Raw genomic sequence first — 25124 nt, forward strand, 5'->3', positions numbered from 1 at the left:
GGCGTGTAAGGACGCGGCGCCGGCCGGCGTCTAACCTTCTCGAACACGGGATGGGCCATGGCCGCGGATCAGCATCAGAAGCGACGGGGGGATGCGGCGTTCGCCGACTGGCTGGCGCCCCATCTGGGCGCCCTGCGCCGGATCAGCCGCGCCTTCGCCCAACCCGCCGACCAGCATGACCTGATGCAGGAGCTGATGCTGGCGGTCTGGAGCGCCCGGCCCCGCTTTCAGGACCGCAGCGCGGCGGCGACCTTCGTCTACCGCGTCGCCCACAATACTGCCCTGACCTGGAAACGCGGCGAGACCCGTCGCCGGCGGCGGGGCGAGGCGATCGAGACCGAGATGGCCCTGCGCGCTGAGCGGGACGGCGTCGAGCCCGAGGCCGGGCTGCTGGACCGGCTCTACGGGGCGATCCGCACCCTGCCGCCGGTCGACCGGTCGTTGATCCTGCTGTCGCTCGACGGCATCGCCTATAGCGAGATCGCCCAGCTGCATGGCCTTTCCGAAACCAATGTCGGTGCGCGCCTGACCCGGATCCGCGCCCGGCTCTCAACCCTCGTGAAGGATGACGGCGATGGAGTTTGACCGTCTCGAACAGGCCTGGCGCTCCGACGCCAATACCCCGACCGATGAAACCCAAGCCCGCTTGAAGGAGCAGCTGATGCATACCCTGAAAACACGTCGCCATACCGAACTGCTGCTGACCGGCATCCCGCTAACGACCCTGACCCTGTTCACCGTGATCGCCCTGGCCGCCGTCCTGAAGAACGAGGGCGCGGGATGGCCGGGCATCGCCATGCTGGCCATCTGCTGGGTGGTGATGATCACGGTCTTCCGTAACGGGTTCAGACATCGTTCGCGCGATGTCGGCGCGCCCCTGCGGGACACGGTCGCCGGCCTGCTGGCCGCAAACCGCCGGGCGCGGGCCAATTGCCATGTCTTCTGGACCATGCTGCCGGTGTTCATGGTTCCCCTGTTCCTGGCCTTCCAGCGGCTCCAGCAGGACGGACGGATGAATACCACCGAAGGCTGGCAGGCCATGGCTGTCTGCGGCCTTGGGCTGGCGGCCAGCGCGGGGTGGAACGCCCTGCGCTATGTCACGGTGCTGAAGCCCGAGCAGAAGCGACTGGAAGCCCTTTTGGCCGAGTACGCAGGTTAGAAGGCCCCGCCGGCGCGCAGGTTGATCCCGTATTCGAGCGAGCCCTTCATGGCCGCCAGCATATGCATCCAGCCGCCGGCGTTGCCCTGCGAGGCGGTGATGCCGGCCTGAGTCTCCGGCCAGCCGGCTTCACTGACCTGGACCAGGGTGTTGCCGCCATCCAGCGGCTTGAACACGATCTCCACGGTGTTGACGCCTTCGCCGGCCGCCGAACCCCACTCGAAGACCACGCGCTCGTCCTTGACCACCTCGCGGGCGGTGACCGGAGAGCTCTCGTCGAACTCGGGAAACTTCCACATCACCGTCACGCCGGGCGCCAGCGGGCCGGTCGCGGTCTCGATGAAATAGCCGGCCAGCTTGCGGTGATCGACCACCGCGTCGAACACCTGGGCGACCGGCATGCGGATCTTCAGCTGCACCTGGAATTTCAGATCCATGGTCTGGGCCTCCGTTGAAGCCGGCGAGCTCACACCGAAAACAGAGTCTAGGCCACCCCCGCCGCCGCCAGCACAGCCGCCTGCCGCTTGGCCAAGCCGTCCTCGGAGAAACCCTCCAGCGAGGCCTCGAACAGCGCCTTCCAGTTATGGCGGGCCCCCAGATGCAGGAAGGCCGCGCCCAGGCCGATGGCGGCGCGGTCCATGAACACGAACTCGCGCGGGATGGTGATGGGTCCCTTGGACTTCAGGGCCTGACGCACCCGAAACGCCTCGCGGCGGCCGTACTCGCCGGGCGGCACATCATCGGCCACGGTGCGCACCCGGTCGTCCAGCAGCGGGCCATAGATGAAGCGGGCCCAGACGTTGAGCACGTCGACCAGCTCGTCATTGAGACCCGCGAAGCCCCAGCTGCGATAGGCTTCGTACTGCTCGGCGCGGTCATCGTTGGACAGGGCGCGATACAGCCGCACCACACCGGCCACGAAGCGCGGCGGGAAGATGCGGATGCAGCCGAAGTCCAGCAGGTTCAGATGCGCCGCGCCGTCGCCGCCGGCGGGACCGCCGAAGGTGTAATTGCCCAGATGCGGGTCGCCGTGGATGATCCCCAGATGGGTCATCGGGCTCCACCAGGCCTCGAACAGCAGGGCGGCGATGCGGTCGCGCGTGTCCTGCGGCGCGTCCTTGAAGGCCAACAGCCCCTGCCCGTCCATCCAGGTCATGCTGAGCAGGCGGCCCGTCGACAGCGACGGCACGGGCTCGGGCACCCGGATGTCGTCGCGCCCGGCGAAGAAGCCGCCATAGAGGGCCATCAGCTTGGCCTCGCGGCCATAGTCCAGCTCCTCGCGCAGGCGGTCGCCGATCTCGACGATCATCTGGGTGGGGTCGATCGAGCCGTCCATGCGCTTGAAGAGGGCGAACAGGGTCTTCAGCTGGCCCAGATCGCTTTCGACGGCGCTCTGCATGTCCGGATATTGCAGCTTCACCGCGATGGCCCGGCCGTCCGGCGCGACGGCGCGGTGCACCTGACCCAACGACGCGGCGGCGCAGGCCTCGTGCTCAAAGCTCTGGAATTTCGACTGCCAGTCGGGACCCAGCTCGGCGGCCATCCGTCGACGCACGAACGGCCAGCCCATGGCCGGGGCGTTGGTCTGCAGCTCACCCAGCTCGGCGGCGAATTCCGGCGGCAGCAGGTCGGGCACGGTGGCGAACATCTGCGCCGCCTTCATCAGCGGGCCTTTCAAGCCGCCCAGCGCAGCCCGCAAAGCCTTGGCGTTGCGGGCGTCGGCGCTGTCGCCGCCGAACAGGCTGTTGGCGCCGTAGCTGACGGCCGCGCCGGAAAGCCCCGCCCCGACCTTGGCGAAGCGGCTCAGGCGGCCCGAAAGGCGGTCGCGTTCGGGGTCTTTGATGTCGTCAGCCATGCTTAAGTCCTCCCCCTAGCGGGGGAGGTGTCGCCGCAGGCGACGGAGGGGGAAGTCGGCCAGCGCATTGCGGTCTTCCCCCACCGGCCTCCGGCCGCCTCCCCCTTCAGGGGGAGGATTTGGACGACGCCGCTCACACCAGCGCCTCGAACTCGTCGACCAGCCGTTCCAGCTGCGCGCACCCCGCCGTCCAGAACGCCTTGTCGCGCGGGTTCAGACCAAAGGGCTTGAGCGCCTCGACATAGGTCTTGGTCCCACCCGCCGCGAGCAATTCCTCATACAGCGGCGCGAAACCTTCCGGATCCTCGCGGCGCTTTTCCATCAGGCCGCGCACCAGCAGGTCGCCGAAGGCGTAGGCGTAGACATAGAACGGCGCGTGGCAGAAGTGGCTGACATAGGCCCAGTAGTGCTCATAGCCGGGGTTGAGCCGCACGGCCGGGCCCAGGCTCTCGCCCATCACCTCCAGCCACAGGCCGCCGATCTGCTCGGGCGACAGCTCGCCCTCCTGGCGGGCCTCGTGGAAGCGGCGCTCGAAGCGGTGGAAGGCGATCTGGCGGACCACGGTGTTGAGGCCGTCCTCGATCCGGCCGGCCAGCAGCTTGCGGCGATCCTCGGGCGTCGCCTCGGCCAGCAGGCGGTCGAACACCAGCCCCTCGCCGAAGATCGAGGCGGTCTCGGCCAGGGTCAGGGGCGTGTCGGCCAGCAGGGTGCCCAGCGGCGCGCACAGGGTCTGGTGGACGGCGTGGCCCAGCTCGTGAGCCAGGGTCAGCACGTCGCGCCGCTCGCCCATGAAGTTCATGAACACATAGGAGTGCCGGTCGGCCGTCACCGGATGGGAATAGGCCCCCGACTGCTTGCCGGGGCGGGGCCGCGCGTCGATCCAGGGCTGGGTGAAGAAGGTGCGGGCCGCGTCGGCGAATTTCGGCGCCAGGGTCTGGAAGCTGTCCAGCACCACGGTCTTGGCCTCTTCCCAGCCATAGGCGCGCGGCGTGGCGGCATCCAGCGGCGCGTTGCGGTCCCAGTAGTCGAGGGCCTCGACGCCCATGATCTTCGCCTTGAGCGCATAATAGCGATGCGACAGGCGCGGATAGGCCTCGACCACCGCCGCCTCCAGGGCGTTGACGGCGTCGGCGTCGACCTCGTTGGACAGGTGGCGGGACTGGGCCGGCTCGGCATAGTGGCGCCAGCGATCCTCGACCTGCTTTTCGAAGGCCAGGGTGTTGAGCGCCAGGGCCTGGGTGGAAACGATGGCTTCCAGCGCCGTGGCCAGCCCCCCGGCGGCGGCCTTGCGGCGCGCGACGTCGGAGTCAGACAGTCGGTTGAGCACCTCGGGCAGGGTCAGGCTTTCGTCGCCGACCCTGGCCTTCAGCTTGGCGAGGGTCTCGTCATACAGGCGCACCCAGTTGGCGACGGCCGGGCTCTTGTCGACGATGAAGCGCTCCAGGTCGGGCGACAGCTCGTGCGGACGCGACAGGCGCACCCGGCGCAGCCACGGCGTCCAGCGGACGCCCAGCGGATAGGCTTTAAGAGCCGCCTCGATCTCTCTGTCTTCCAGCCTGTTGAGCTCCAGTGAGAAGAACAGGCTTTCGGCGGCGATCTGCGACGAGCGGGCCCGCAGGTCTCCCTCGAACTTGGCCCAGGCCGGATCGTCCTTGGCGATGGAGCCCGACAGGCTGGCATAGGCGCCGACGCTCCACAGGCCGTTGGTCGCCTGCTCGTACAACCGGATGCCGCGATCGATCAGCAGACCCAGCCGCTCGGGCTCGCCCCGCGCCTGCAGGAACAGACCCTCCAGCGAGGCCAGCTCGTCATTGGCGGCCTTGGCGGCGGCCAGGTCGAGCTCGATGCGGGGATCGTCGCGACCGACATAGAGGTCGGCGAGGTTCCATTCGGGAAGGGCGTCGGTCTTGAAGGGGGCGTTCATGGCCCTACCGATATGGCCCGAACGGGGCCCAGTGCAATCGCCCCGCCGCCATTATCGTCAGACCGCTGGCTTGGGCGGCGGTTCGACCAAGCGGGCGATCAGGGTCACCACCAGATAGACGGCCAGGGCGGTGAGGCCCAATTCCAGAGCGCCGCCGCCGGGCGGCGACGCCAGGGCGATTTCCTGCACGGCCAGGAGCAGGCCGAGAAACAGCGGGGCCGGCCACCAGGCCCGTCCTTGGGTTCCGCGTCGCCAGGCCCAGGCCGCGCCGGCCATGGCCAGCAGGCCCATTTCCAGGGCCTGCTCAGGCACGGGATAGTTCCACCAGCCCAAGCCCACCTTGGGACCGCCGAACCACAGGGCAAGGTCTGGTCGGTGGACCAGAAAATCCAGGCCCCAGTGCGACAGCACCGTCAGCCCCACCATCGCAGCGGTCCAGCGCGGAAGCTTCAGCAGCCAGCCCGCCAGAACGGCCGCCGCCACCGCCCACAGGGCCGCGCCGGGCAGGCTGTGGGTATAGGGCATGTGCTCCAGGACCAGGGCGCTGCCCGGCAAGGTCGGATCGACCCTGACCCGCTCGGCCCCGGTGATGATCAGCACGCTCCAGCCGACATCAATCAGTTGGCTGGCCAGCACATAGGTCCACAGCGGCGCCTTGGGCGCGACGGCCTTGGCGGCCAGGGCGGCGGCGTAGTGTCCAACAAACATCGTGTTCCCCCAGAATGAACCCCCTCAGCATGCGCCCGGTCCGCCAGGTTTGGAAACCGGCGTTCTTTACTGGGGCGACCTCGACGCCGGGCGTCCGCCTTTAGCAGGGAAGGCTGGGGGAGCTTTGGATCCGTTGCGGGCCTTCCAGACGCCCACTTGTGTTCGGTATTCATCCGCCCTCGCAAAAGCAGACGGCGTTAAGCCGTTCTTCGCTCGGCCTATTTTGGTCTGTTTCGCTTGTCTATATCGACCGCTTAACTTAAGACTATAATCGCAATATTTCGAAAATTGAGGCACAAGATCAGTAATTTGGGGCCAGCCATCAGAGGGAACGGCCAAGCTTCTTTGCTCATGAGGGACATGAACATGGAAGGTCAGGATGAAGTGGTCAAGAACTTGCCTCAAGCCGCGTCGACCCACCTTCGCCTCAAGCTTGCGACCCGCCTTGACCACGAACGCGTCGATCTCGCTCTTTCGCGGTTCAACCTAGGCGACACCGGGGAATATGCGGGCTTCCTGGACCTGAATCATTCGGCACTGACGGCCCTTCGGCCCCATTGGCGCAGCGCAGACGAGGCGGACTTCGCAGGTCTGGTCGACGCCCTTTGCATGGATCTCAACGATCTCGGCATCGAGCCGTCAGCCCAAGCCGGTCCTGTATCCGGCCCGATCGACGGGCTCGGTCTGTCCTATGTCGTCCGGGGCTCCCGCCTCGGTTCGAAAATCCTGCGAAAACGGGTCGGTTCCGAGTTGCCGACCTCCTATTTCGATTTCCGGATGGGGAAGCCGTGGGCGCGCCTTCTGGACCAAATCGATCTGTGCGGCGCAGAGGGGGCGGCCGACGAGCAAGCCTTGATCGCCGGCGCACTTAAAACCTTCGCCGTTTACGCGGGCCTTGCACGACCCTTGGACGCCGCCGCATGAATGCCTCAGACACCCCCGACCTGCCCATGACGGAAAAGGTCGATCTGACCAACTGCGATCGCGAGCCGATCCACTTGATCAGCGCGATCCAGCCCACCGGATTTCTGATTGCGGTGTCGACCGACTGGCTGATCTCCCGCGCCTCGGCGAACGCGCCGGACTTCCTTGGTGGGTCCGTCGACGACCTACTCGGCGCATCGTTACGGGACGTCCTGGCCGTCGAGGCGGTCCACACGCTGCGAAACCGGCTCTCTTCGCTGACGGGCGAGGATGCCGTCGAACGGGCCTTCGGCGTGCAGTTGGTCGACGGTGGCGGACGGTTTGACGTGGCCGTGCACATGTCGAAGGGCGAGATCGTGATGGAGGCCGAGCCCAGTGAGCCCGAGGGCGACCTCAATCCGTCGGCCACGGTCCAGGCCATGCTGTCCCGGCTGAACCGCTTGACGGATTTGGGCGCTCTTTTGAAGGAGGCCGCGCGGCAGGTCCGGGCACTGACGGGCCACCACCGGGTGATGATCTATCGCTTCCACCCCGACGGTACAGGTGAAGTGGTCGCCGAGCGCCTGGCGGCCGGGCTCGAACCCTTCCTAGGCCTTCGGTATCCGGCATCCGACATTCCCCGTCAGGCGCGCGCGCTGATGGAGCGCAACGTCGTCCGGGTGGCCGCCGACGTCGATGCGACCCCGTCCGCCATCGTCCCCCAGCTCGGCCCCACCGGTGCACCGCTCGACCTGTCGATGAGCACGCTTCGCGCTCATTCGCCCATCCACATCGAATACCTGAAGAATATGGGCGTCGGGGCGACCCTGACCCTATCGCTACTGCGCGGTGGACGGTTGTGGGGCCTGATTGCCTGCCATCACAAAACGGCGCTGCAGGTCAGCTACGAGCGGCGGACGGCCGCCGAGCTGTTCGCCCAGGTCCTGTCACTGCTGATTGAGACGCGAGAACGCGAGGCAGTCTCCGACTATGAACAGCGGACCCGAAGCCTTCACGACGGACTGATGGCCGCGATCGTCGAGAGCGGCTCCACAGCCGCCAACCTTGGCGCGATGGCCGAACGGATCAGCGAGATCGTGCCGTGCGACGGCATGGCCATCCGGATCGGCGACGAGATGGTGCTGACCGGTTCCACCCCGACGCGGGAGGAGATGGTCGCTCTGACCAGGTTCCTGGATCAGAGCGCCGCCAGCCAGGTGCTGGCCCTCAATAACATGGGGCAGGCGCATCCGCCGGCGCGCGACTACGCCAAGCGGGCGGCGGGGATGCTGGCCATCCCGGTGTCGCGAACGCCGCGTGACTATCTGGTCTTCTTCCGCCGCGAAATCGCCCAGTCGATCACCTGGGCGGGCGATCCGGCCAAGCCTGTTTCCATCGGTCCCAACGGCGTCCGGCTCACCCCGCGCAAGAGCTTTGAAGCCTGGCGCGAAATCACCAGCGGTCAGAGCGCCGCGTGGACCGAGCCGGAGCTGAGAGCCGCCGACGCCCTGCGCGTCACCATTCTGGAGGTCGTGCTGCGCCTGACCGACGTCGCAGAACAAGAGCGAGCGCGCGCGGTTCAGCGCCAGGACTTGCTGATTGCGGAACTGAACCATCGTGTCCGCAACATCCTTGGTCTGATCCGGGGCCTCATCTCGCAGAGCAAGGGCGGCGCGACCGACGTCGAGAGCTTCGCGGCCACCATCGGGGGGCGGATCCAGGCCCTGGCCCGCGCGCATGACCAGATCACGGAAAGCAACTGGGGCCCCCGCTCTCTGGCGGGCCTGATTGCCACCGAGGCCGCCGCCTACCTCGACGGCGGTGCGAACCGGGTCCAGATCGAAGGCCCACCCATTCTGCTACAGCCCGAAGCCTTCGCCACCATGGCGCTGGTCATCCATGAGATGGTGACCAACGCAGCGAAGTATGGCGCACTCTGCAATCTGTCCGGTCGGGCTTTGGTGGAATGGACGACCGATAATGGCAACCTGATCCTCCAATGGCGCGAGATCGGCGGGCCGCCGGTTCAGGCCCCGACGCGACGCGGGTTCGGCACCACGATCATCGAGCGCTCGGTGCCTCACGATCTCCACGGTGAGGCGAGCTTAGACTATGCGCTGGACGGCGTTCGTGCGCGGTTCGTCGTGCCGTCCAGGTTCATCGAATACGACGGCGTCGTTGCTCAGGTCGCATTGACAGCTTCAACCCCGCCCAACGCGTTCCGCCTGACAGGCTCCGTCCTTCTTGTGGAAGACAGCATGATCATCGCCATGGACGCCGAGGAAATGCTATTCGACCTGGGCGCGGGAAAGGTTCTGACAGCCAACGATGTTCAAGAGGCGATGCGGCTGCTCGACGCCGAAACGCCGACGTTCGCCTTTCTCGATGTGAACCTGGGGTTGGAGATGAGTTACGCGATCGCTGACCGCCTTCGGCTCGCCGGCGTGCCCTATGTGTTCGCGACCGGCTACGGCGACGAGATCGAACTGCCGGCGACCCATAAAGGCTGTCCCGTGATCAAAAAGCCCTACACGACTCAGGCGATTGCATCAGGGGCAGCAATGGCTAAGGCGGCAGGTTGAACATCAACCTGTCGACCTAAGGCAACGCTCTGATTGAAGTCCTCCGCTACGCCAAGTGCGGCAATTGCGGACCGTTGAGCGTCCCGGCACAAGCGAGGACATATTGAAGCGGATCAAGTCGTGGGCAAGAAACCTGCAGGGTGATGTCGATGCGCTCTGGACGCGGCCCGCAGCCCCGGCAAGGCCATCGCCAGGACGCCCCGCTGAGCCTCCTCAGCCACCCTCAAACCCCTTGCTGGCAAGGCCTTGTTAAGCCTGAACCTTAAGGTTGCCGACACCTCTCCGAAAGCCGGTGTTTACCCGGGTGCTGTACCACTCTGAACCAACAAGAGCCCTGCTCCATGTCGAGCACGGCCGGTTATGGTGGGTGTCTTCCTATGTCCAAGACGGTTCTCGTCGTCGATGACGATCCGACTCAGCGTCGCCTGATCCAGGCGGTGCTGGAACGTGACGGGTTCGCGGTCTCGCATGCCGAGAGCGGCGACGCGGCGATGGCGCACCTGACGTCCGGCGCGCCCACCGACGTGGTGCTGCTGGATCTGGTCATGCCCGGCCTGAACGGCCACGACACCCTCAAAGAGATGCGTTCGCGCGGCTTTGTGCAGCCCGTGATCGTGCTGACCGCCAGCGGCGGCGTCGACACCGTGGTCAAGGCCATGCAGGCCGGCGCCACCGACTTCTTCATCAAGCCGGCCTCCCCCGAGCGGATCACCGTGTCGATCCGCAACGCCCTGTCGATGGGCGACCTGAAGGGCGAGGTCGAGCGACTGACCAAGCGCACGGCCGGCAAGACCACCTTCGCCGACCTGATCGGAACCTCGCCCGCCATGACCCTGGTCAAGCGGATGGGCGAGCGCGCCGCCAAAAGCGCCATCCCGATCCTGATCACCGGCGAAAGCGGCGTCGGCAAGGAGCTGATCGCCCGCGCCGTGCACGGCTCGTCCGACCGCGCCGGCAAGCCCTTCGTGGCCGTCAACTGCGGCGCGATCCCGGAAAATCTCGTCGAGTCGATCCTGTTCGGCCACGAGAAGGGCTCCTTCACCGGCGCCACCGACAAGCATCTGGGCAAGTTCAAGGAGGCCGACGGCGGCACCCTGTTCCTCGACGAGGTGGGCGAGCTGCCGCTGGACATGCAGGTCAAGCTGCTGCGCGCCCTGCAGGAAGGCGAGATCGATCCGATCGGCTCCAAGCGCTCGCAGAAGGTCGATGTGCGCATCGTCTCGGCGACCAATCGCGACGTGGCCCACGCCGTGTCGCAGGGCCGGTTCCGCGAGGACCTCTATTACCGCCTCAACGTCTTCCCGATCGAGGCCCCGTCCCTGCGCGAACGGCGCGATGACGTGCCGGCCCTGGTCGAGGCCTTTATCCGCCGCTTCAACGTGGAAGAGGGCAAGCGGGTCATCGGCGCCTCGCCCGAGACCCTGGCCCTGCTGACCGCCTTCGACTGGCCGGGCAATGTACGCCAGCTGGAAAACACGGTCTATCGCGCCATCGTCCTGGCCGACGCGCCCTATCTGCAGCCCTATGATTTCCCGGCGATTTCGGGCCTGCAGGCGCCGATCGAGGCGATGCCGTCGGCCAGCGTCACCGGGCCCGACCTGCCGTCCGTGCTGCAGGCGACGCATGCCGCCATGGCCAGCGCCCCGGGCGACGCGCCCGTGCGCATCCTCGACGATCGCGGTCATCTGCGGACTTTGGAAGACATCGAACGCGACCTTATCCAGCACGCGATCGATGTTTATGCCGGCCATATGAGCGAGGTGGCGCGCCGCCTCGGGATCGGCCGCTCCACCCTCTATCGCAAGGTGCGCGAGCAGGGCATCGATGTCGACATGAAGGAAACTGGCTGATGACCCTCGTTTTGCGCCCGGTCTCGCGCGAGCAGCGCCTGAAGACGCTGATCAAGCCTTGGAAGGCGCCCCGCCAGGCGCCCCGCCAGGTCTGAAGTCAAGCCACCCGGGCGACTTCACTATCGTCGGAATGGTCGGGTTCGACCGTTTCGGCGTTCCGGGTCCAGCCCGCCGCGCCACGCGTCACCGCGCCGTCGGCCTCTAGCTGCTGCAGTTCAAGTGTAATGGCCGTCGCCGGCACCGAACGGTTCCAGCGGCGTTCCAGCTGGAGCGCGATGTCGGTCGCCGCCAGACCCACACCGCCCTGCTGCAGGGCCATCAGGATCATGTCGCCGATCGAGCGGCTTCGCCGTCCGCGGCGACTGGGAGCCGGGCTGGAGAAGGCCGAAGCTTCGGCCGCTATGCGGTCCTCGCTGAGACCGGCTCTTTCGATCGCCCCCAGGGCCAGGCTGATCGCGCGCAGTTCGCCCTCGAAAGGCGCCAGCGCGCGTTTCTGGGCCTCAGCCATGCGGACCTCTAGGTCCGCCTTTCTTCGCAATAGATAGTCATACGTCGTCGCCATGGCGCTTGTCCGTTACCGTTAGCGTTGATCCGGCGCCGATGCAGATAGAGGTCCGCGCGCGCTGGAAAGGGCGAACGTCGCCCCCACCGGACGAAGCGTTCCTTACTGTCAGGATCACGAAGACCCTGCGCCATAATGTCTCACCCCGCTGGTTACCGCGACCTTAATGAAGTTCGCTGAACCTTGTTTTCCGGTAAGCTTTTGGGACTTTATTTCAGTAAAATCAGCCGAAAAACCTTTATGCTGAACGCCGCGCGCCATACCTGAGAATCTAAGTCGTTGCAGGCCTGTCTCGCCTTGCGACTTTCAGCCCGAAGACTCCGGCGCGCCGACGGCTGCCGCGCATTGCCAGAATGCCGCTGGGGAAGGCGGCCCGGCTGAAGCGCCCGGACCTCGCCATCGACGGCGGCGCGATCCCTGGGGCCGTCACGTCGCACAACTCCAGGATGTATATTCGTCCCATCGGCGATGGTCGCCGGATCAGGATCTGCAAACGCCGAGCGCCGGGGACATCGACAGCGACCAAGGCGCGCCCGGCTCGAACACCACCGCGACGCCAGCGGCCGCTACCCGTCGTCCTCGGGCTCGACCTCGGCCGGTGCGGGCGCCTCGCGACGGCCAAAGCCCCGGCCGCGTTTCATGGGCTTCTTCTCGCCCTTGGCCTTGGCGACGATTTCCTTGAGCTTGATCGTTTGGTTGCCCGACAGGGCCTGGTCGCGACCGCCTTTTTCAGGATCGCCGAAGGCCCGGCCATAGGTCTCGACGCGCTGGGCGACGGAGGTCAGGAACTCGCCCTCCCAGTCGGAAAGCGCGATCCCGCTCTTCTCGGCTGCCCGCCTGGCGCGCTTCAGCGCGTTGAGCGCCGAACGTTTGGATTGAGCTCGAGGGTCGGGGGGCTTGGCACGCATCGCCGGGGACTATCCCCGAAGCCGCGCCAAACCGCACCCCGCAAAAATACCCAAGGCGCGCGTTCGCGCGCCGACCAAGAAGGGCGCTTTAGATCGCGCCGACGGCCGACAGATAGAGGTCGAGGATGGCGTCCTCTTCCTGACGCTTGGCGCGATCCTGCTTGAGGATGCGAACCACCTTGCGCAGGATCTTGACGTCGAAGCCGTTACCCTTGGCCTCGTTATAGACTTCCTTGATCTGCTCGGAGATCTCGGCCTTTTCGACCTCGAGACGCTCGATGCGCTCGATGATGCTCTTCAGCTGGCCTTGGGCGGTGGAGTTCAGAACGTCGGCGTGGGCGGCGTCGTCGGCCATGACGGAAAGCTCTCAGTCGGAGTGGAAATTGGGTCGCGGACCATAGTCGGGCCGCCCTTCCCTCACAACAGGCCGTGCGCCTGAATCATCGGCCGCAGGGCCGCCGGATCTGTGAACAGATGTGTATGGAATCCCATCGCGTCGGCGGCGGCGATATTGGCGACGTTGTCATCCACGAACAGCAGGTCGCCCGGCGCCAGCCCCGTCCGCTCCAGCACGATCTCGTAGATCCGCCGCTCGGGCTTGATGACGCCTTCCTCGGCCGAGACGATCACGTCCCGGAAGTGTCCGAACACCGGGCTCATCGCCTGGACGCCGGGCCAGGCTTGGCTGGACATGTTGGTGAGGCCAAACTGAGGGACGCCCCGGGTGGCCAGGTCGTCCATCACGGCTTCAGTCTCGGAAATCGCGCCCGAGAACATTTCCGGCCAGCGGCCCCACCAGGCGGCGATCTGCTCGGCATAGTGGGGATGCAGCGGCGTCAGCCGGGCGATGTTGTCGGCGAACGACAGGCCCCGGTCGGTCTCGCCGTGCCAGTCCATGGTGCAGACACGCAAAAGGAACCCGTCGAGTTCGGCGGGTTCCTTGAAAATCTTTGCGAAGAGCGTGCGCGGATTCCAGCGCACGATGACATTGCCGACATCCCAGAGCAGCGCCCCGGGAGAGCCGACAGCGGTCATCAGCCCTGCTTGGCTTTGAAGCGCGGGTCGGTCTTGTTGATGATGTAGACCACGCCCTTACGACGGACCAACTTGCAGTCGCGGTGGCGCGACTTCAGCGACTTCAGCGAGCTACGAACCTTCATGACCGTCTCTATACTCAGCGGACAAGTTCGGCGCGCCATTGGGCGACCGGACCATCCGGGATGTTTCGGAGGGAGGGCGTATAGGCAAGGCGGGACACAGAGTCAACGGCTCCAAGGCCCCGGAGCGGAACTTCACCGCTCTGTCGGCCTTGTGATTGAAGAGTTCACCCGGATGCCGGTAGCCTGCGCCCATGGATCGTCGCTTCTTTCTCGTTCTCCTGCTGGCCGGCTGCGCGGATACGTCCCCGCAGGGGCCGCTGACCTCGCTCGTCTCGGCGATGCCCACGGCCGCGCCGACACCGACTGGCAGCGCGCCCTCACCCATGATCGCCACGCCCGTCCCGGCCGGTGAGCTGAGCTTCGACTCGTGGTTGGCCGACTTCATGGTCCGCGCCGAAGGCGCCGGCCTGACCCGGCAGCTGCTGGAGCGTGAACTGGGCGGGGTGACGCCTGACCCCAGGGTCATCAGCCTGGATGGCCGCCAGCCGGAATTCTCCAAGCCGGTCGGCGACTATATCAAGGGCGTGATCAGCGATGACCGCGTCGCTGTGGGCCGCCGCAAGCGCAACGAGCTGGCCTTTCTGCCGGCGGTCGAGAGCCGCTATGGCGTGCCGCGCGACATCCTGCTGGCCGTCTGGGCCATGGAGTCGGCGTTCGGCCAGATCCAGGGCAATTTCGACGTCGTGCGCTCGATGGTCAGCCTGGCCGCAGACGGTCGCCGCCGCGGCTGGGCCGAGGGCGAACTGATCGCGGCCCTGCAGATCATCGATTCGGGCGAGGTCACCCGCGCCCAGCTGAAGGGCTCCTGGGCCGGGGCCATGGGCCAGACCCAGTTCCTGCCCAGCAACTATCGCACCACCGCCGTCGATGCCGACGGCGACGGCAAGCGCGACATTTGGGGTTCGGACGTCGATTCCCTGGCGTCGGCCGCCAATCTGCTGGCCAAGGGCGGCTGGAAGCCCGGCGTCGGCTGGGCCAAGGAAGTGATCCTGCCGGCCGGCTTTGATTACGGCCTGTCGGAAGGGCCGCGCGAGATCCCGTCATGGTGGGAAGCCAGGGGCGTGCGCCGCGCCGACGGCCTGCCCTGGACCAGCGCCGACGCCGCCTCGCCCGCCGGCCTGATCCTGCCGGCCGGCGCCTCGGGCCCCGCCTTCCTGGCCCTGCCCAACCACTTCGCGATCCGGAAATACAACAACTCCACCTCCTACGCCCTGGGCATCGGCCTGCTGGCCGACCGCTTCGCCGGCGGCGGACCCCTGGTCGCCGCCTGGCCCGTCGAGGCGCCGCTGTCGCTGTCGGACCGCATGGCCGCCCAGATCGCCCTGGCCCGCCTGGGCTTCGACCCCGGCGCCCCCGACGGCGTGATCGGCGCCGGCACCCGCAAGGCCCTGCGCGCCTGGCAGAAGAGCCGCCAGCTGCCGGCCGACGGCTATCTGTCGATGGATATGGTCCAGCGGCTCAAGGCCCAGGCGGGGCTGAGCTAGGGCGCGGATACTCAGTCAGCCGCCCCTTCTTCCACGTCATTCCCGCCCTTGTGGCGGGAACCCCTGTTTCAGCTGCCACGTGAGACGCCAGCGAAGTGCGCGCGCACTTCGCCCTTCCCGATCTCGCCTTCGCCTAAGGGGTCGGGCCGACTGGCGCAGAGCGCGACGCACTACGCCTTTGGCGAGCGCGCGACGATGCGGCCTATTCTGACGGGTTGCTGCCGGGCCCGCTCCAGGATGGCGTCGAGGCAGGGCTCCGGACGATCTGGAGCGCAGGTCACGCTGAACTCCGCCAGCGTCCTGTTCTTTACGCTGATCCGTCGGCCTGCCAGACGCGAGGGGATCGTGATCCGAACGAGATACCGAAACTCCCCGTTTTTCGCCGTGGCGCCATCAGCGATGTGCACATTCATGGGCTCGCTGAAGTCGCGAAGAAAGCCCGTCTCGACCCTCATGCGGGCATCCACAACCTCGAAAACCGCCTGTGTATTTGGATCGGCGCCACTCCAGCTCGCGTAGAAGTGGGTGGGTTCAGCAGGCGGGATCGTTGCGCAGCCAGAAATAGCCAGCGCCGCGCAGGCGCCGAAGATTGACAGGCTTGGGGCGTTTCGGGGCATTAGTGCGAACCCTCGCTCTGCACACACGCAAAACGCTAGCTTCGCCGAACGATCGCCTCAAGGTCAAGCCGGCGCGATGGTTGGCGATGTGCATGACGGTTCGCCGCCGAAACGGCCCCCTCAGCCCGTCGCGATCTCCATCCAGACCGCATGGCTCTGCCCCGGCGCCAGCGTCACCATGCCGGTCTCCCCCTCGCCGAACGGATTGGGCCGGCTGGCGCAGGGTTCGACGCAGTAGAAGTCATCACCCGGCGGCGCATAGACGTGCAGCCAGCGGCACTGCGGCGACGCGGTGATCGTGGTGGTCGGCAGGCCGGGCGCGCTCAGTTCGGCCCGCTGGGTCCAGCCGGTGTAGCAGTGGTCGATCAGGGTCGCGTGGCCCTCGACGCCCGCGCCATGGGCCCAGTCAGGCCCCCAGACGCCCTGATGATGCGCCGTCGGCAGCACGTCCTGATCGATCATCCAGACGCCATCGACCGACGCCTTGAGCGCCTCGCCCGGACGCAGGGGGAAATAGGGGTGGAAACCCAGGCCGGCGGGCATGGGCGTATCGCCGGTATTGGTCACCGACAGCTCCAGGCGCAGACGGCTTTCGCCCAGGACGAAGCGCTGCTCGGCGCGATAGGCCCAGGGCCAGTCGGAGGGCGCATGGTCATAGGAGAGCAGCGCCTGGGCGCCCTTGGCGGCGTCGACGGCCCAGGGGTGGCGCCAGCCCTGGCCATGCAGCGGATGGGGATGGTCGCCAAGGTTCGGCGTCAGAACACGGTCCTGGCCCTGGAAGGTGAACCGGCCGTGCGGAATGCGGTTGCAGAACGGGACCAGCGGAAAGCTGGAGACGTCCAGCGGATCGGTCGCGCCCCGCGCCATCGGCCGCAGGATATCGCGGCCCGCGACGGTGAAACCCGCGACGGCGCCGCCGACATCGGGGAACAGCTCAAGGCGCGCCGCGCCGTTTTCAAGAACGATCATGGCCGCATCGGTAGGGCGTTTTCCGGATCGCGCGCAAGCCTGAAGGGTAGCGCTCCCATGCGGGTCGACTTGCGCGATCGGGCCGGGCGATGCTCAAACTTGGCCATGACCGAGAAGCTCTCCGCCAGGACGGCGCGACGCATGGCGCTGGCGGCGCAGGGGTTTGGCAAGGCCCGTCCCGCCGCGCCGGGGCGACGCCATGTGCTGTCGACGATCGACACGCTGGGCCTGTTGCAGATCGACTCGGTCAATGTGGTGTCGCGCTCGCACTATCTGCCGCTGTTCTCGCGGCTGGGCGACTATCCGCGAACGCTGCTGGAAGATGTGGCCTGGGGCAAGACGCCCGCCCTGGTCGAATACTGGGGCCACGAGGCCTCGCTGATGCCGCGCGACCTGCACCCGCTGCTGCGCTGGCGGATGGCCGACGCCAGGGCCGGGATGGGCGTCTGGAAGGGCGTGGCGAAGTTTCTCGACAGCCATCCCGACCTGATCGCCCGGGCCCTGGACGAGATCCGCCGCCGCGGCCCGCTTTCAGCCGGCGAGCTGGAGACCGGCGCCAAGAAGGGGCCCGGCGGCTGGTGGGGCTGGAGTGAGTCCAAGCGCGCCGTCGAATGCCTGTTCTGGATCGGCGAACTGACCACCGCCACCCGCCGCGCCGGCTTCGAGCGGGTCTATGGCACGCCAGACCAGGTGCTGCCGGCGTCGCTGATCGAGGCCCCCACGCCCCGCCGCGAGGACGCCCACCGCGCCCTGCTGACCCGCGCCGCCGGGGCCATGGGCGTGGCCACCGAGCGCGACCTGCGCGACTATTTCCGCATGGGTCCCGTCGAGAGCCGCGCCCGCATCGCCGAGCTGGTCGAGGACGGCGTGCTGATCCCCGCCCGGGTCGAGGGCTGGGACCAGACGGCCTATGTCGCCGCCGGGGCTGCGCGGCCGCGCAGGATCGAGGCCACCGCCCTGCTCTCGCCGTTCGACAACCTGATCTGGTTTCGCGAGCGCACCGAGAGGATCTTCGACGCCCGCATCCGGCTGGAAATCTACACCCCCGCCCACCTGCGCACTCACGGCTACTATGTGCTGCCGTTCCTGCAGGGCGAGACCATCACCGCCCGGGTCGACCTGAAGGCCGACCGCAAGACGGGCCGGCTGTTGGTCCAGGCCGCCCACGCCGAGCCCGCCGCTGACGGCGACACAGCCTCCGCCCTGGCGCGGGAGCTGCGGCTGATGGCGGGGTGGTTAGGCCTGACGGACGTTACGGTCGCCGACAGAGGCGACCTGGCTCACGCCCTGGCGGCTGAACTGAAGCTCTGAACCGCGCGGTTGACGGGTCTGGTCAGGCCAGACCGGAACGACCTCAGGCGACCTCGCGGCCCTCGCTGAGGCATTCGCTGATGGCGCGCGCGCAGCCCGGTATGCCGAGCGCGCCGATGAACGACATGGCGACGGCGCCGACCAGCATCACGGGCTGAAAGATCGATTGGAAGAAGCGCATGGAGTCTCTCCGCAAAGCCTCACCGTTCGGCACGATGCAGACCAGTAAGCCCGAACCGTGACAATTGTTCCGGACCCGCACGGAAAAGTTCAGACGGCGTTGTTTTTGTCACCGGGACCCGGAAACCCGTAGGCCTGCCTGGCCGCCTCGATCCGGTCGAGCTTGGCCCGGAGGGCAGACCAGTCGTCGTCGGCGGCGATCGGCGCCCACAGGGCTTCGACCTCCTCGATCAGCAGTTCCTCGGGTTCCGGCTGCGCGAACACCGCATGGTCGAGGCGCTCTGGCCGATCCGGCTCGAAGTCGGCCAGGCGGCGGCGGAAATCGGCGAAGGCGTCCTGCCCGTAGAGGCCCGCGCGGGGGCCGGCCATGGCGCGGCCCTCCGACGCGGCGCCGCCAAACCAGTCGAAGAAGAACGGCTCCCACCGCAGATCGTCGCCGCCGCTGGCCAGCGCCTTGAAGGCTGAGCTGACCAGGTCGATGTCGGCCTGGGGGTCGCGCGGCTTCAGGGCCAGCCGTCGCAGCATCGCCGCGCGCAGGGTGTCGCGATAGGCGTCGGAAAAGCCGTTCAGCGCCTCCAGCAGTCCTGACTGATCCGTCACCAGGGTGAGGCAGGCGGCCAGTTGCTGCAGGTTCCAGAACACCGCCTCGGGCTGGCGACCAAAGCTGTAGAGGCCCGAGTGATCGAAATAGGCGGCCGTGAAATTGGGATCATTGCGCGGCAGGAACCGCCACGGGCCATAGTCAAAGCTCTCGCCGGTCACGACCATGTTGTCGGTGTTGAGCACGCCATGCACGAAGCCCGCCGACATCCAGCCGGAAAGGAGTTTCGCGCTGGCCTCGACCACCGCCCGCATCAGCACGGCCGGCCGGTCGGGCTGGTCGGCCAGGTGCGGGTAATAGGTCTCGACCGCGTGATCGACCAGCACGGTGATCAGGTCGGGGCGTTCCAGATAGGCCTGGCGCTGGAAGGTGCCGAAACGGATATGGCTGTGCGACAGGCGGGTCAGCACCGCCGAGCGGGTGGGGCTGGGCTCGTCGCCACGCTGCAAGGCCTCGCCGGTCTCGACCAGCGAGAAGGCCCGCGAGGTGGGAACGCCCACGGCTTCCAGAAAACTCGCCGCGAGGATTTCGCGCATGCCGCCCTTCAGGGTCAGCCGGCCATCGCCCTGCCGCGACCAGGGCGTCTGGCCCGAGCCCTTGGTGGCCAGGTCGAGCAGGCGGCCCGTCTTGCCTGGGGCAATCGCCGCCTCCCGAAGCTGGGCGAACAGAAAGCCCCGGCCATCGCCCAGGTCAGGATTGTAGCTGCGGAACTGATGGCCGTGATAGCGCATCGCCAGCGGCTGGGGCTGATTGCCGGGCAGCGGCGCGAAGCGGCCGAACGCGGTGAGCCATTCGGCGTCGGACAGGTCCTGCAGGCCCACCGTGGCCGCCGCACGATCATTTCGATAGCGCAGGCGGGTCATCGGAAAGTCGGCGGGAGCGACCGGATCGGCGAACTCGCGCCCCAGGGCCATGAACTGCGGATCGGGACGGTAGGCGGGCGATACGGTCATGGGTCGCAAATGAGCCCGCCCGCCCCGTCTGGCAAGCCTCGCCCGCCCCGTCTTGCAGGGTTGAGAATGGCGAGCGACCCGTGTCGCTTCTCGGCAACAGACCGCTCAGATCCTTTTGTCTGTAGGGGTTTTAACTTGCTCTGGCTGCCCGTGCTCCCTAACCGTTCAGTGTCAATTCGAACACGCGTTCGGGTGAGTCCAAACAAAAACAGCCGCAGGCGATGCAAGCGCTCGTGGCATAACGAACTGAGGTAGGAAATGCGCTTTACCCAGGTGCTTTGCGGCACGGCGTCCGCCGTCGTGCTCGCCGGTCTGTCCACCGCTGGAGCCGTTCAGGCCCAGGAAACTGACATCCCCACCGTCGACAGCATCGTCGTCACCGCCCAGAAGCGCGAGCAGAACCTGCAGGACGTGCCGGTCGTGGTGACCGCCGTCGGCGCCAAGCTGCTGCAAGACACCGGCGTCAAGGACATCAAGGATCTGACGATCCTGACCCCCGGCCTGACCGTCACCTCGACCACGTCGGAAGCCTCGACCACCGCCCGCGTGCGCGGCGTCGGCACCGTCGGCGACAACCCCGGCCTGGAAAGCTCGGTCGGTATCGTGATCGACGGCGTCTATCGTCCTCGCAACGGCGTGTCGTTCGGCGATCTGGGCGAAATGGATCGCATCGAAGTCCTGAAGGGTCCGCAAGGCACCCTGTTTGGCAAGAACACCTCGGCCGGCGTCATCAACATCGTGACCAAGGAGCCGGAATTCGGCTTCGCCGCCAATGCCGAAGCCACCATCGGCAACTTCAACGCCCACGGCCTGGCCGCTTCGGTCACCGGACCGCTGTTTGGCACCGAGACCCTGGCTGGCCGCCTGTATGTCGCCGCGCGCGAGCGTGACGGCTACAACGACGTCATCACCGGCAAGGGCCCCAGCAAGCGCGATGAGGACTCCGACCAGGGCTTCTACACCGTGCGCGGCCAGCTGCTGTTCGTCCCGGACGACAACGCGACCTTCAAGCTGATCGGCGACTACACCAAGCGCGACGAAAACTGCTGCGGCGCCGTGCAGATCCGCACCGGCCCGACCTCGGGCATCCTGGCCCTCGTCAATGGCGGCGCGGCTCTGGCCTCTACCGCCAAGCCCTATGACCGGATCGCCTATTCGAACCGCGGCGCCCCGTCGTCCATCGAGGACAAGGGCGTTTCGCTGGAAGGCAACATCACCCTGCCGTTCGGCGAACTGACCTCGGTCACGGCCATCCGCAACTGGCGCACCGACAACGGCCAGGACAGCGACTTCACCACCGCCGACCTGGCCTACCGCAACAAGGACGGCACCAACTACAGCGAGTTCACGACCTACACCCAGGAACTGCGCCTGGCCGGCAAGACCGAAAAGCTGGACTGGCTGGTCGGCGCCTTCCTGGCTGACGAGAAGCTCGATACCGGCTCCAACTTCCTCTACGGCAATGACTACGAGCAGTATCTGGGTCGCCTGTTGTCGCGTTCGGCCGCCAACCCGGCCGGCATCGCCAACTTCGTTGCGCTCCTGACCGGTCGCGCGCCGAACACCACGTTCACCCCGGGCAAGGGCCTGGTGGACACCTACGCACAGCGCTCCAAGACCATCGCCCTGTTCACGAACAACACCTTCCAGTTCACCGAAGCCTTCGGCATCACCGCCGGCCTTCGCTACAGCTCGGAAAGCAAGGACGTCGACGCCTACCAGACGATCACCGACGGCGGCGTCGGCTGCGGCTTCGCTCTGACCCCGGCCGGTCAGGGCCGTATCGCCAGCATCGTCGGCGCGGCGGCCACCCCGACCATCGTCGGCAACCTCTGCCTGCCCTGGGCCAACCCGCTGTTCAACAACCGCGGTACCCACCAGGAGCGCACCGACAAGGAATGGTCGGGCACGATCAAGGCGGCCTATCGTTTCTCGCCTGAAGTGTTCAGCTACGCCTCGTTCGCGCACGGCTACAAGGGCGGCGGCTTCAACCTGGACCGCGCTCAATCCTCGAACGGCCTGCCCAGCGGCGGCCAAGGCGTCCTGCCGGTGCTCGACACTTCGTTCCCGGCTGAGTTCGTCGACAGCTATGAAATCGGCCTGAAGAACACCCTGTTCAACCGCTCGGTGCTGCTGAACTTCACCGCCTTCTACCAGAAGTTCACCGACTTCCAGCTGAACACCTTCCTGGGCACCTCGTTCGCGGTGCGTTCGATCCCCGAAGTGACCTCGCAGGGTGTCGACGCCGACTTCCTGTGGTTCACCCCGGTGCGCGGCCTGACCGTTCAGAGCGGCTTTACCTACGCCAAGACCGAGTATGGCGATCAGAAGATCCCCAACGATCCGACCAACGCCCTGTCGCAGCTGCCGGGCAACCGCCTGTCGCTGGCGCCGGAATATTCGGCCTCGGGCTCGCTGACCTATGAGCGTCCGGTGGGCGACAACTATCGCGCCCGCTTCAACGTCGGCGCCAAGTACTCGTCGGACTACATCACCGGTTCGGACCTGTTCCCGCCCAAGACGCAGGACGCCTATACCGTGGTCAACGCCCGGGTCGGCTTCGGCGCCGCCGACGAAGCGTGGACCGTGGAACTGTGGGGCCAGAACATCCTCGACGAAGAGTACACCCAGGTCGGCTTCAACGCCTTCCTGCAAGGCTCGTCGGGCCTCAGCGCCACCAACACCACCTATGTGCCGGCTAACGACACCTTGACCTATGACGCCTTCCTCGGCGCGCCGCGTACCTACGGCGTGACCCTGCGGGCGAAGTTCTAACCGGGAGGGGATCCGGGGGCCCGCTCACCAAAGCGAGCAGGGCCTTTGGCTTTCGGATGAGGAAAGGGCGATCCGGGCAACCGGGTCGCCCTTTTTCTTTTGGCCTTCCGATCGCCGCCCAGCCGACGCACCCTGTGCAGAGGATTCGATCGCGAGGCAGGCCGTGAAGACGATCAGGATACTGGGCTTCTGGATATGCCTGGCCATTGGCGTCGCCGTGGGCGCCTTGGCCCAGCGAACGCCCCAGCCCGTCGGCGCCTCGGCCCCGGCCGCCGCCTTCTCGGCCACGCGCGCCATGCACGATGTGCGGGCCATGGCCCAGCGCCCCCACCCGACCGGCTCGGTCGACATCGTGCGGGTCCGCGACCACCTGCTGACCCGGATTGGCGAACTGGGCCTGGAGGTTTCGGTCCGGCCGGGCGAGGGCTTCCGCCCCTATTCGAAGGACGGCCGGTCCCTGGGCGTCGCGGCCGTGCAGAACGTGGTCGGCGTCCTGCCCGGACAGGACCGCGACCTGCCCGCCGTGCTGGTGATGAGCCACTACGATTCGGTGCACAATTCCCCAGGCGCCGCCGATGACGCCCTGGGGGCGGCGGCGGCCCTGGAGATCGCCCGCGCCCTGAAGGCCGGCCCGCCGCCGGCCCGCGACGTGATCTTCCTGTTCACCGACGGCGAAGAGGCGGGTCTGCTGGGCGCCGACGCCTTCTTCGCCCGCGACCCCACCGCCAAGCGGGTCGGGGTGGTGCTGAACATGGAGGCCCGGGGCGACGCAGGCCGCGCGGCCATGTTCCAGACCGGACCCGAGAACGGCGCCCTGATGGCCGTGATGGCCCGCGAGGCCGCCCGCCCCTCGGCCAATTCCCTGGCCTCGACCGTCTATGAGCGCATGCCCAACGACACCGATTTCACCCACGCGGTGGAAGCCGGGCTGCCTGGGCTGAACTTCGCCCTGATCGATAACCAGCTGGCCTATCACACGCCGCTGTCGACGCCCGAGCGGCTGGACCAGGGCAGCCTGCAGCACATCGGCGACCAGGTTCTGCCCATCGCCCGGGCCCTGGCCGACGGCCAGACACTCCCAGCCAAGACGCCCAACGTGATCTATTCCGACGTTCTGGGTCTGGTGCTGATCAGCTATTCGACGGCCATCGGCTGGGCGCTACTGGCCCTGGCCGCCGCGATGATCGGCTTCGTGACCTGGCGCGCCCTGAGCGGCGGGGTGACCTCGCCGCTGGAGATCGTTCGCGGCGTGGCCGGCGCCGTGCTGCTGCTGCTGGCCAGCGCCCTGGTGCTGCACCTGCTGGGCCGACTGCTCAACGTCAGCGACGGACAGAGGCTGTATGACCTGCTGGGCCGCTTTGACCTGTTGCTCTTGGGGGCGGGCGCCCTGGGCGTCGGCGCGGGGCTGCTGGTGATCACGGCCCAGGCGCGGGGCGCGCGGCGGATCTGGCCCAGCCTGGCCGCCATCGCCCTGGGCGGGGCCTGCAGCCTGGTCGGCGGGTTTGATCCCGTCGGTCTGGGCCTGGGCGCTGCGGTCGGCGTGCTGTGCTGGGCGGCGCTGGGCCCGCGGGTCGGGGTGCTGGGCGTCTGGATCGGCGGGCTGGTCATCCTGCTGCTGCTGTCCCTGACCGCCCAGATCCTGGCCCCCGGCGCGACGGTGATGCTGGTCTGGCCGCTGCTGCTGGCCGGCCTGGGCGCGACCCTGGCCATGGGCCTGGGCGGCACCCGCGATCGCCGCGTGGCCCTGGCCATGACCCTGGCCATGAGCGTGCTGGCCACCCTGACCATCGCCCAGCTGACCGCCTGGGGCGCCTGGACCTTCGCCGGGATCGGCCTGATGGAGCCCGCCGTCCTGGCTGTCTTCGTGCTGCTGGCCACCCCCGCCCTGGTGCCGATCACCTTCGATTTCGCGCAGTCACGCTGGGGCTGGCCCGGTGTGGTCGTGCTGGTCGTGACGGGCCTGGGCCTCGTGATCACCGCCGCCGTCCCCGCCGCCTCGGCCGACCGGCCCAACCTGACCGAGGCCCATCATCTGGCCGATCCCTCGACGGGCAAGGCCTGGCGGGTCTCATCGATGCCGCAGCTGGACGACTGGACCCGCACGGTCCTGATCGCCGACGGCGGGGTGGACCTGAAGATGCAGGCCCTGCCGCCGTTCCACGCCGATCCGATCTGGACGGCCCAGACCCGCGCCGTCGAGATCGCCCCGCCGATCCTGACCGCCGAACGCTCCGGCGACCGCCTGATCGTGCGGGTCATCCCCGGCCCCGGCGCCGAGGTGCTGAGCCTGAAGATCCGCGCCTCGACCGCTCTGCACGATCCGCGCCTGAACGGCCGGCCGATCATCCTGAACAGCCAGCCCGACGCCTGGTCGACCGTGACCTATCACGCCCCCGACCCCAACGGCGTCACGCTCAGCTTCACATCCGAGGCGACGGGCCGGGTCGAGGCCGCCGTGATGGAGATGCGCGACGGCTGGCCGATGGACGCCGCGCCGCCCGCCACCAAGCCGCCCGAGCTGATGGCCACCGGCATGTCGGACAAGACCGCCGTCCTGGCCCATGCCCGGCTGGCCTGGTAGGCGGAAGAGCCAGAGATCCAAGCACGCCTTGAAGCCCTCAAA

At 67.4% G+C, this 25124-nt stretch carries 23 protein-coding genes; 10 read left to right on the top strand and 13 right to left on the bottom strand.

Annotation, left to right across the window (positions count from 1 at the left end; translation table 11 throughout):
* The first annotated feature begins 57 nt into the window (after positions 1-57).
* Together ACN2C7_RS18215 and ACN2C7_RS18220 are read left to right on the top strand one after the other, a co-directional pair.
* Positions 58-585, top strand: a complete 528-nt coding sequence (locus tag ACN2C7_RS18215; RefSeq protein ID WP_419318891.1) for an RNA polymerase sigma factor — start codon at positions 58-60, stop codon at positions 583-585.
* Positions 575-1159, top strand: coding sequence for a hypothetical protein (locus tag ACN2C7_RS18220; RefSeq protein ID WP_419318892.1), 585 nt, complete (start codon positions 575-577; stop codon positions 1157-1159). Before ACN2C7_RS18215 ends, ACN2C7_RS18220 begins: the two co-directional genes overlap by 11 nt.
* Here the strand turns inward: ACN2C7_RS18220 and ACN2C7_RS18225 are convergent.
* The 4 genes from ACN2C7_RS18225 to ACN2C7_RS18240 form a co-directional block, all read right to left on the bottom strand.
* Positions 1156-1596 carry an SRPBCC domain-containing protein gene (locus ACN2C7_RS18225; protein WP_419318893.1) on the bottom strand — a complete coding sequence of 147 codons (441 nt, stop codon included), beginning with the start codon at positions 1594-1596 and terminating at the stop codon, positions 1156-1158. The two genes, ACN2C7_RS18220 and ACN2C7_RS18225, sit on opposite strands and share 4 nt — an antisense overlap.
* A gap of 47 nt (positions 1597-1643) precedes the next feature.
* Positions 1644-3014, bottom strand: a complete 1371-nt coding sequence (locus ACN2C7_RS18230; RefSeq protein WP_419318894.1) for an ABC1 kinase family protein — start codon at positions 3012-3014, stop codon at positions 1644-1646.
* A gap of 133 nt (positions 3015-3147) precedes the next feature.
* On the bottom strand, positions 3148-4938 hold the full coding sequence (locus tag ACN2C7_RS18235; RefSeq protein WP_419318895.1) for a M3 family oligoendopeptidase: 1791 nt from the start codon (positions 4936-4938) through the stop codon (positions 3148-3150).
* A gap of 57 nt (positions 4939-4995) precedes the next feature.
* The gene (locus ACN2C7_RS18240) at positions 4996-5646 is read right to left on the bottom strand and encodes a hypothetical protein (protein WP_419318896.1); all 651 of its coding nucleotides are present in this window, start codon (positions 5644-5646) and stop codon (positions 4996-4998) included.
* Positions 5647-6006: 360 nt separating this feature from the next.
* On the opposite strand from ACN2C7_RS18240, the gene ACN2C7_RS18245 reads away from it, so the two are divergent.
* From ACN2C7_RS18245 to ACN2C7_RS18260, 4 genes are all read left to right on the top strand, one after another.
* The gene (locus ACN2C7_RS18245; protein WP_419318897.1) at positions 6007-6570 is read left to right on the top strand and encodes a biliverdin-producing heme oxygenase; all 564 of its coding nucleotides are present in this window, start codon (positions 6007-6009) and stop codon (positions 6568-6570) included.
* Positions 6567-9131: an HWE histidine kinase domain-containing protein gene (locus ACN2C7_RS18250; protein WP_419318898.1), complete on the top strand. Its 2565-nt coding sequence runs from the start codon at positions 6567-6569 to the stop codon at positions 9129-9131. Before ACN2C7_RS18245 ends, ACN2C7_RS18250 begins: the two co-directional genes overlap by 4 nt.
* A 377-nt stretch (positions 9132-9508) precedes the next feature.
* Positions 9509-10981 (top strand): sigma-54-dependent transcriptional regulator, encoded by a 1473-nt coding sequence (locus tag ACN2C7_RS18255; RefSeq protein WP_419318899.1) that lies wholly within the window; start codon positions 9509-9511, stop codon positions 10979-10981.
* Positions 10981-11076: a hypothetical protein gene (locus ACN2C7_RS18260; RefSeq protein ID WP_419318900.1), complete on the top strand. Its 96-nt coding sequence runs from the start codon at positions 10981-10983 to the stop codon at positions 11074-11076. The genes ACN2C7_RS18255 and ACN2C7_RS18260 overlap by 1 nt, the downstream gene beginning before the upstream one ends.
* A gap of 2 nt (positions 11077-11078) precedes the next feature.
* Here the strand turns inward: ACN2C7_RS18260 and ACN2C7_RS18265 are convergent, their stop codons facing one another.
* The 5 genes from ACN2C7_RS18265 to ykgO all read right to left on the bottom strand — a co-directional run bounded on the left by ACN2C7_RS18265 (position 11079) and on the right by ykgO (position 13611).
* Positions 11079-11489 (bottom strand): hypothetical protein, encoded by a 411-nt coding sequence (locus tag ACN2C7_RS18265; RefSeq protein WP_419318901.1) that lies wholly within the window; start codon positions 11487-11489, stop codon positions 11079-11081.
* A gap of 620 nt (positions 11490-12109) precedes the next feature.
* Complete coding sequence (locus ACN2C7_RS18270; protein ID WP_419318902.1) at positions 12110-12451, bottom strand: hypothetical protein; 342 nt, start codon at positions 12449-12451, stop codon at positions 12110-12112.
* Between the two features lie 88 nt (positions 12452-12539).
* Positions 12540-12806, bottom strand: a complete 267-nt coding sequence (locus ACN2C7_RS18275; protein ID WP_035047451.1) for a DUF2312 domain-containing protein — start codon at positions 12804-12806, stop codon at positions 12540-12542.
* A 62-nt stretch (positions 12807-12868) separates the two neighbouring features.
* The gene (locus ACN2C7_RS18280; RefSeq protein WP_419318903.1) at positions 12869-13486 is read right to left on the bottom strand and encodes an HAD family hydrolase; all 618 of its coding nucleotides are present in this window, start codon (positions 13484-13486) and stop codon (positions 12869-12871) included.
* Positions 13486-13611, bottom strand: coding sequence for a type B 50S ribosomal protein L36 (ykgO, locus tag ACN2C7_RS18285; RefSeq protein WP_007663273.1), 126 nt, complete (start codon positions 13609-13611; stop codon positions 13486-13488). Before ykgO ends, ACN2C7_RS18280 begins: the two co-directional genes overlap by 1 nt.
* Before the next feature lie 191 nt (positions 13612-13802).
* On the opposite strand from ykgO, the gene ACN2C7_RS18290 reads away from it, so the two are divergent.
* On the top strand, positions 13803-15095 hold the full coding sequence (locus ACN2C7_RS18290; protein ID WP_419318904.1) for a lytic murein transglycosylase: 1293 nt from the start codon (positions 13803-13805) through the stop codon (positions 15093-15095).
* 170 nt (positions 15096-15265) lie between these two features.
* Here ACN2C7_RS18290 and ACN2C7_RS18295 read toward each other — a convergent pair whose 3' ends face one another.
* Together ACN2C7_RS18295 and ACN2C7_RS18300 are read right to left on the bottom strand one after the other, a co-directional pair.
* Positions 15266-15712 (bottom strand): hypothetical protein, encoded by a 447-nt coding sequence (locus tag ACN2C7_RS18295; RefSeq protein WP_419318905.1) that lies wholly within the window; start codon positions 15710-15712, stop codon positions 15266-15268.
* A gap of 120 nt (positions 15713-15832) precedes the next feature.
* Positions 15833-16681: an aldose 1-epimerase gene (locus tag ACN2C7_RS18300; protein WP_419318906.1), complete on the bottom strand. Its 849-nt coding sequence runs from the start codon at positions 16679-16681 to the stop codon at positions 15833-15835.
* A 105-nt stretch (positions 16682-16786) separates the two neighbouring features.
* Between ACN2C7_RS18300 and ACN2C7_RS18305 the strand changes: the two genes are divergently transcribed.
* The gene (locus ACN2C7_RS18305; protein ID WP_419318907.1) at positions 16787-17992 is read left to right on the top strand and encodes a winged helix-turn-helix domain-containing protein; all 1206 of its coding nucleotides are present in this window, start codon (positions 16787-16789) and stop codon (positions 17990-17992) included.
* Positions 17993-18035: 43 nt separating this feature from the next.
* On the opposite strand, the gene ACN2C7_RS18310 is transcribed toward ACN2C7_RS18305, so the two are convergent.
* Positions 18036-18173 carry a hypothetical protein gene (locus ACN2C7_RS18310; RefSeq protein WP_419254085.1) on the bottom strand — a complete coding sequence of 46 codons (138 nt, stop codon included), beginning with the start codon at positions 18171-18173 and terminating at the stop codon, positions 18036-18038.
* A gap of 89 nt (positions 18174-18262) precedes the next feature.
* Positions 18263-19726 carry a protein adenylyltransferase SelO gene (locus tag ACN2C7_RS18315; protein WP_419318908.1) on the bottom strand — a complete coding sequence of 488 codons (1464 nt, stop codon included), beginning with the start codon at positions 19724-19726 and terminating at the stop codon, positions 18263-18265.
* A gap of 258 nt (positions 19727-19984) precedes the next feature.
* Between ACN2C7_RS18315 and ACN2C7_RS18320 the strand changes: the two genes are divergently transcribed.
* Both ACN2C7_RS18320 and ACN2C7_RS18325 read left to right on the top strand, forming a co-directional pair.
* Positions 19985-22501, top strand: coding sequence for a TonB-dependent receptor (locus ACN2C7_RS18320; RefSeq protein ID WP_419318910.1), 2517 nt, complete (start codon positions 19985-19987; stop codon positions 22499-22501).
* Positions 22502-22664: 163 nt separating this feature from the next.
* A complete protein-coding gene (locus tag ACN2C7_RS18325) occupies positions 22665-25082 on the top strand; it encodes a M20/M25/M40 family metallo-hydrolase (protein WP_419318911.1) in 2418 nt (805 codons plus the stop codon).
* Positions 25083-25124 lie beyond the last annotated feature (42 nt).

Origin of the sequence: Caulobacter sp. ErkDOM-E (genome assembly GCF_048541895.1) — a bacterium.
In the GTDB taxonomy this organism is placed as follows: Bacteria; Pseudomonadota; Alphaproteobacteria; order Caulobacterales; family Caulobacteraceae; genus Caulobacter.

What these genes read in the sequence shown, in the direction of transcription:
- ACN2C7_RS18215 (WP_419318891.1), top strand. Translation starts at nt 58, where the DNA reads ATGGCCGCGGATCAGCATCAGAAGCGACGGGGGGATGCGGCGTTCGCC.
- ACN2C7_RS18220 (WP_419318892.1), top strand. Translation starts at nt 575, where the DNA reads ATGGAGTTTGACCGTCTCGAACAGGCCTGGCGCTCCGACGCCAATACC.
- ACN2C7_RS18225 (WP_419318893.1), bottom strand. Translation starts at nt 1,596, where the DNA reads ATGGATCTGAAATTCCAGGTGCAGCTGAAGATCCGCATGCCGGTCGCC.
- ACN2C7_RS18230 (WP_419318894.1), bottom strand. Translation starts at nt 3,014, where the DNA reads ATGGCTGACGACATCAAAGACCCCGAACGCGACCGCCTTTCGGGCCGC.
- ACN2C7_RS18235 (WP_419318895.1), bottom strand. Translation starts at nt 4,938, where the DNA reads ATGAACGCCCCCTTCAAGACCGACGCCCTTCCCGAATGGAACCTCGCC.
- ACN2C7_RS18240 (WP_419318896.1), bottom strand. Translation starts at nt 5,646, where the DNA reads ATGTTTGTTGGACACTACGCCGCCGCCCTGGCCGCCAAGGCCGTCGCG.
- ACN2C7_RS18245 (WP_419318897.1), top strand. Translation starts at nt 6,007, where the DNA reads ATGAACATGGAAGGTCAGGATGAAGTGGTCAAGAACTTGCCTCAAGCC.
- ACN2C7_RS18250 (WP_419318898.1), top strand. Translation starts at nt 6,567, where the DNA reads ATGAATGCCTCAGACACCCCCGACCTGCCCATGACGGAAAAGGTCGAT.
- ACN2C7_RS18255 (WP_419318899.1), top strand. Translation starts at nt 9,509, where the DNA reads ATGTCCAAGACGGTTCTCGTCGTCGATGACGATCCGACTCAGCGTCGC.
- ACN2C7_RS18260 (WP_419318900.1), top strand. Translation starts at nt 10,981, where the DNA reads ATGACCCTCGTTTTGCGCCCGGTCTCGCGCGAGCAGCGCCTGAAGACG.
- ACN2C7_RS18265 (WP_419318901.1), bottom strand. Translation starts at nt 11,489, where the DNA reads ATGGCTGAGGCCCAGAAACGCGCGCTGGCGCCTTTCGAGGGCGAACTG.
- ACN2C7_RS18270 (WP_419318902.1), bottom strand. Translation starts at nt 12,451, where the DNA reads ATGCGTGCCAAGCCCCCCGACCCTCGAGCTCAATCCAAACGTTCGGCG.
- ACN2C7_RS18275 (WP_035047451.1), bottom strand. Translation starts at nt 12,806, where the DNA reads ATGGCCGACGACGCCGCCCACGCCGACGTTCTGAACTCCACCGCCCAA.
- ACN2C7_RS18280 (WP_419318903.1), bottom strand. Translation starts at nt 13,486, where the DNA reads ATGACCGCTGTCGGCTCTCCCGGGGCGCTGCTCTGGGATGTCGGCAAT.
- ykgO (WP_007663273.1), bottom strand. Translation starts at nt 13,611, where the DNA reads ATGAAGGTTCGTAGCTCGCTGAAGTCGCTGAAGTCGCGCCACCGCGAC.
- ACN2C7_RS18290 (WP_419318904.1), top strand. Translation starts at nt 13,803, where the DNA reads ATGGATCGTCGCTTCTTTCTCGTTCTCCTGCTGGCCGGCTGCGCGGAT.
- ACN2C7_RS18295 (WP_419318905.1), bottom strand. Translation starts at nt 15,712, where the DNA reads ATGCCCCGAAACGCCCCAAGCCTGTCAATCTTCGGCGCCTGCGCGGCG.
- ACN2C7_RS18300 (WP_419318906.1), bottom strand. Translation starts at nt 16,681, where the DNA reads ATGATCGTTCTTGAAAACGGCGCGGCGCGCCTTGAGCTGTTCCCCGAT.
- ACN2C7_RS18305 (WP_419318907.1), top strand. Translation starts at nt 16,787, where the DNA reads ATGACCGAGAAGCTCTCCGCCAGGACGGCGCGACGCATGGCGCTGGCG.
- ACN2C7_RS18310 (WP_419254085.1), bottom strand. Translation starts at nt 18,173, where the DNA reads ATGCGCTTCTTCCAATCGATCTTTCAGCCCGTGATGCTGGTCGGCGCC.
- ACN2C7_RS18315 (WP_419318908.1), bottom strand. Translation starts at nt 19,726, where the DNA reads ATGACCGTATCGCCCGCCTACCGTCCCGATCCGCAGTTCATGGCCCTG.
- ACN2C7_RS18320 (WP_419318910.1), top strand. Translation starts at nt 19,985, where the DNA reads ATGCGCTTTACCCAGGTGCTTTGCGGCACGGCGTCCGCCGTCGTGCTC.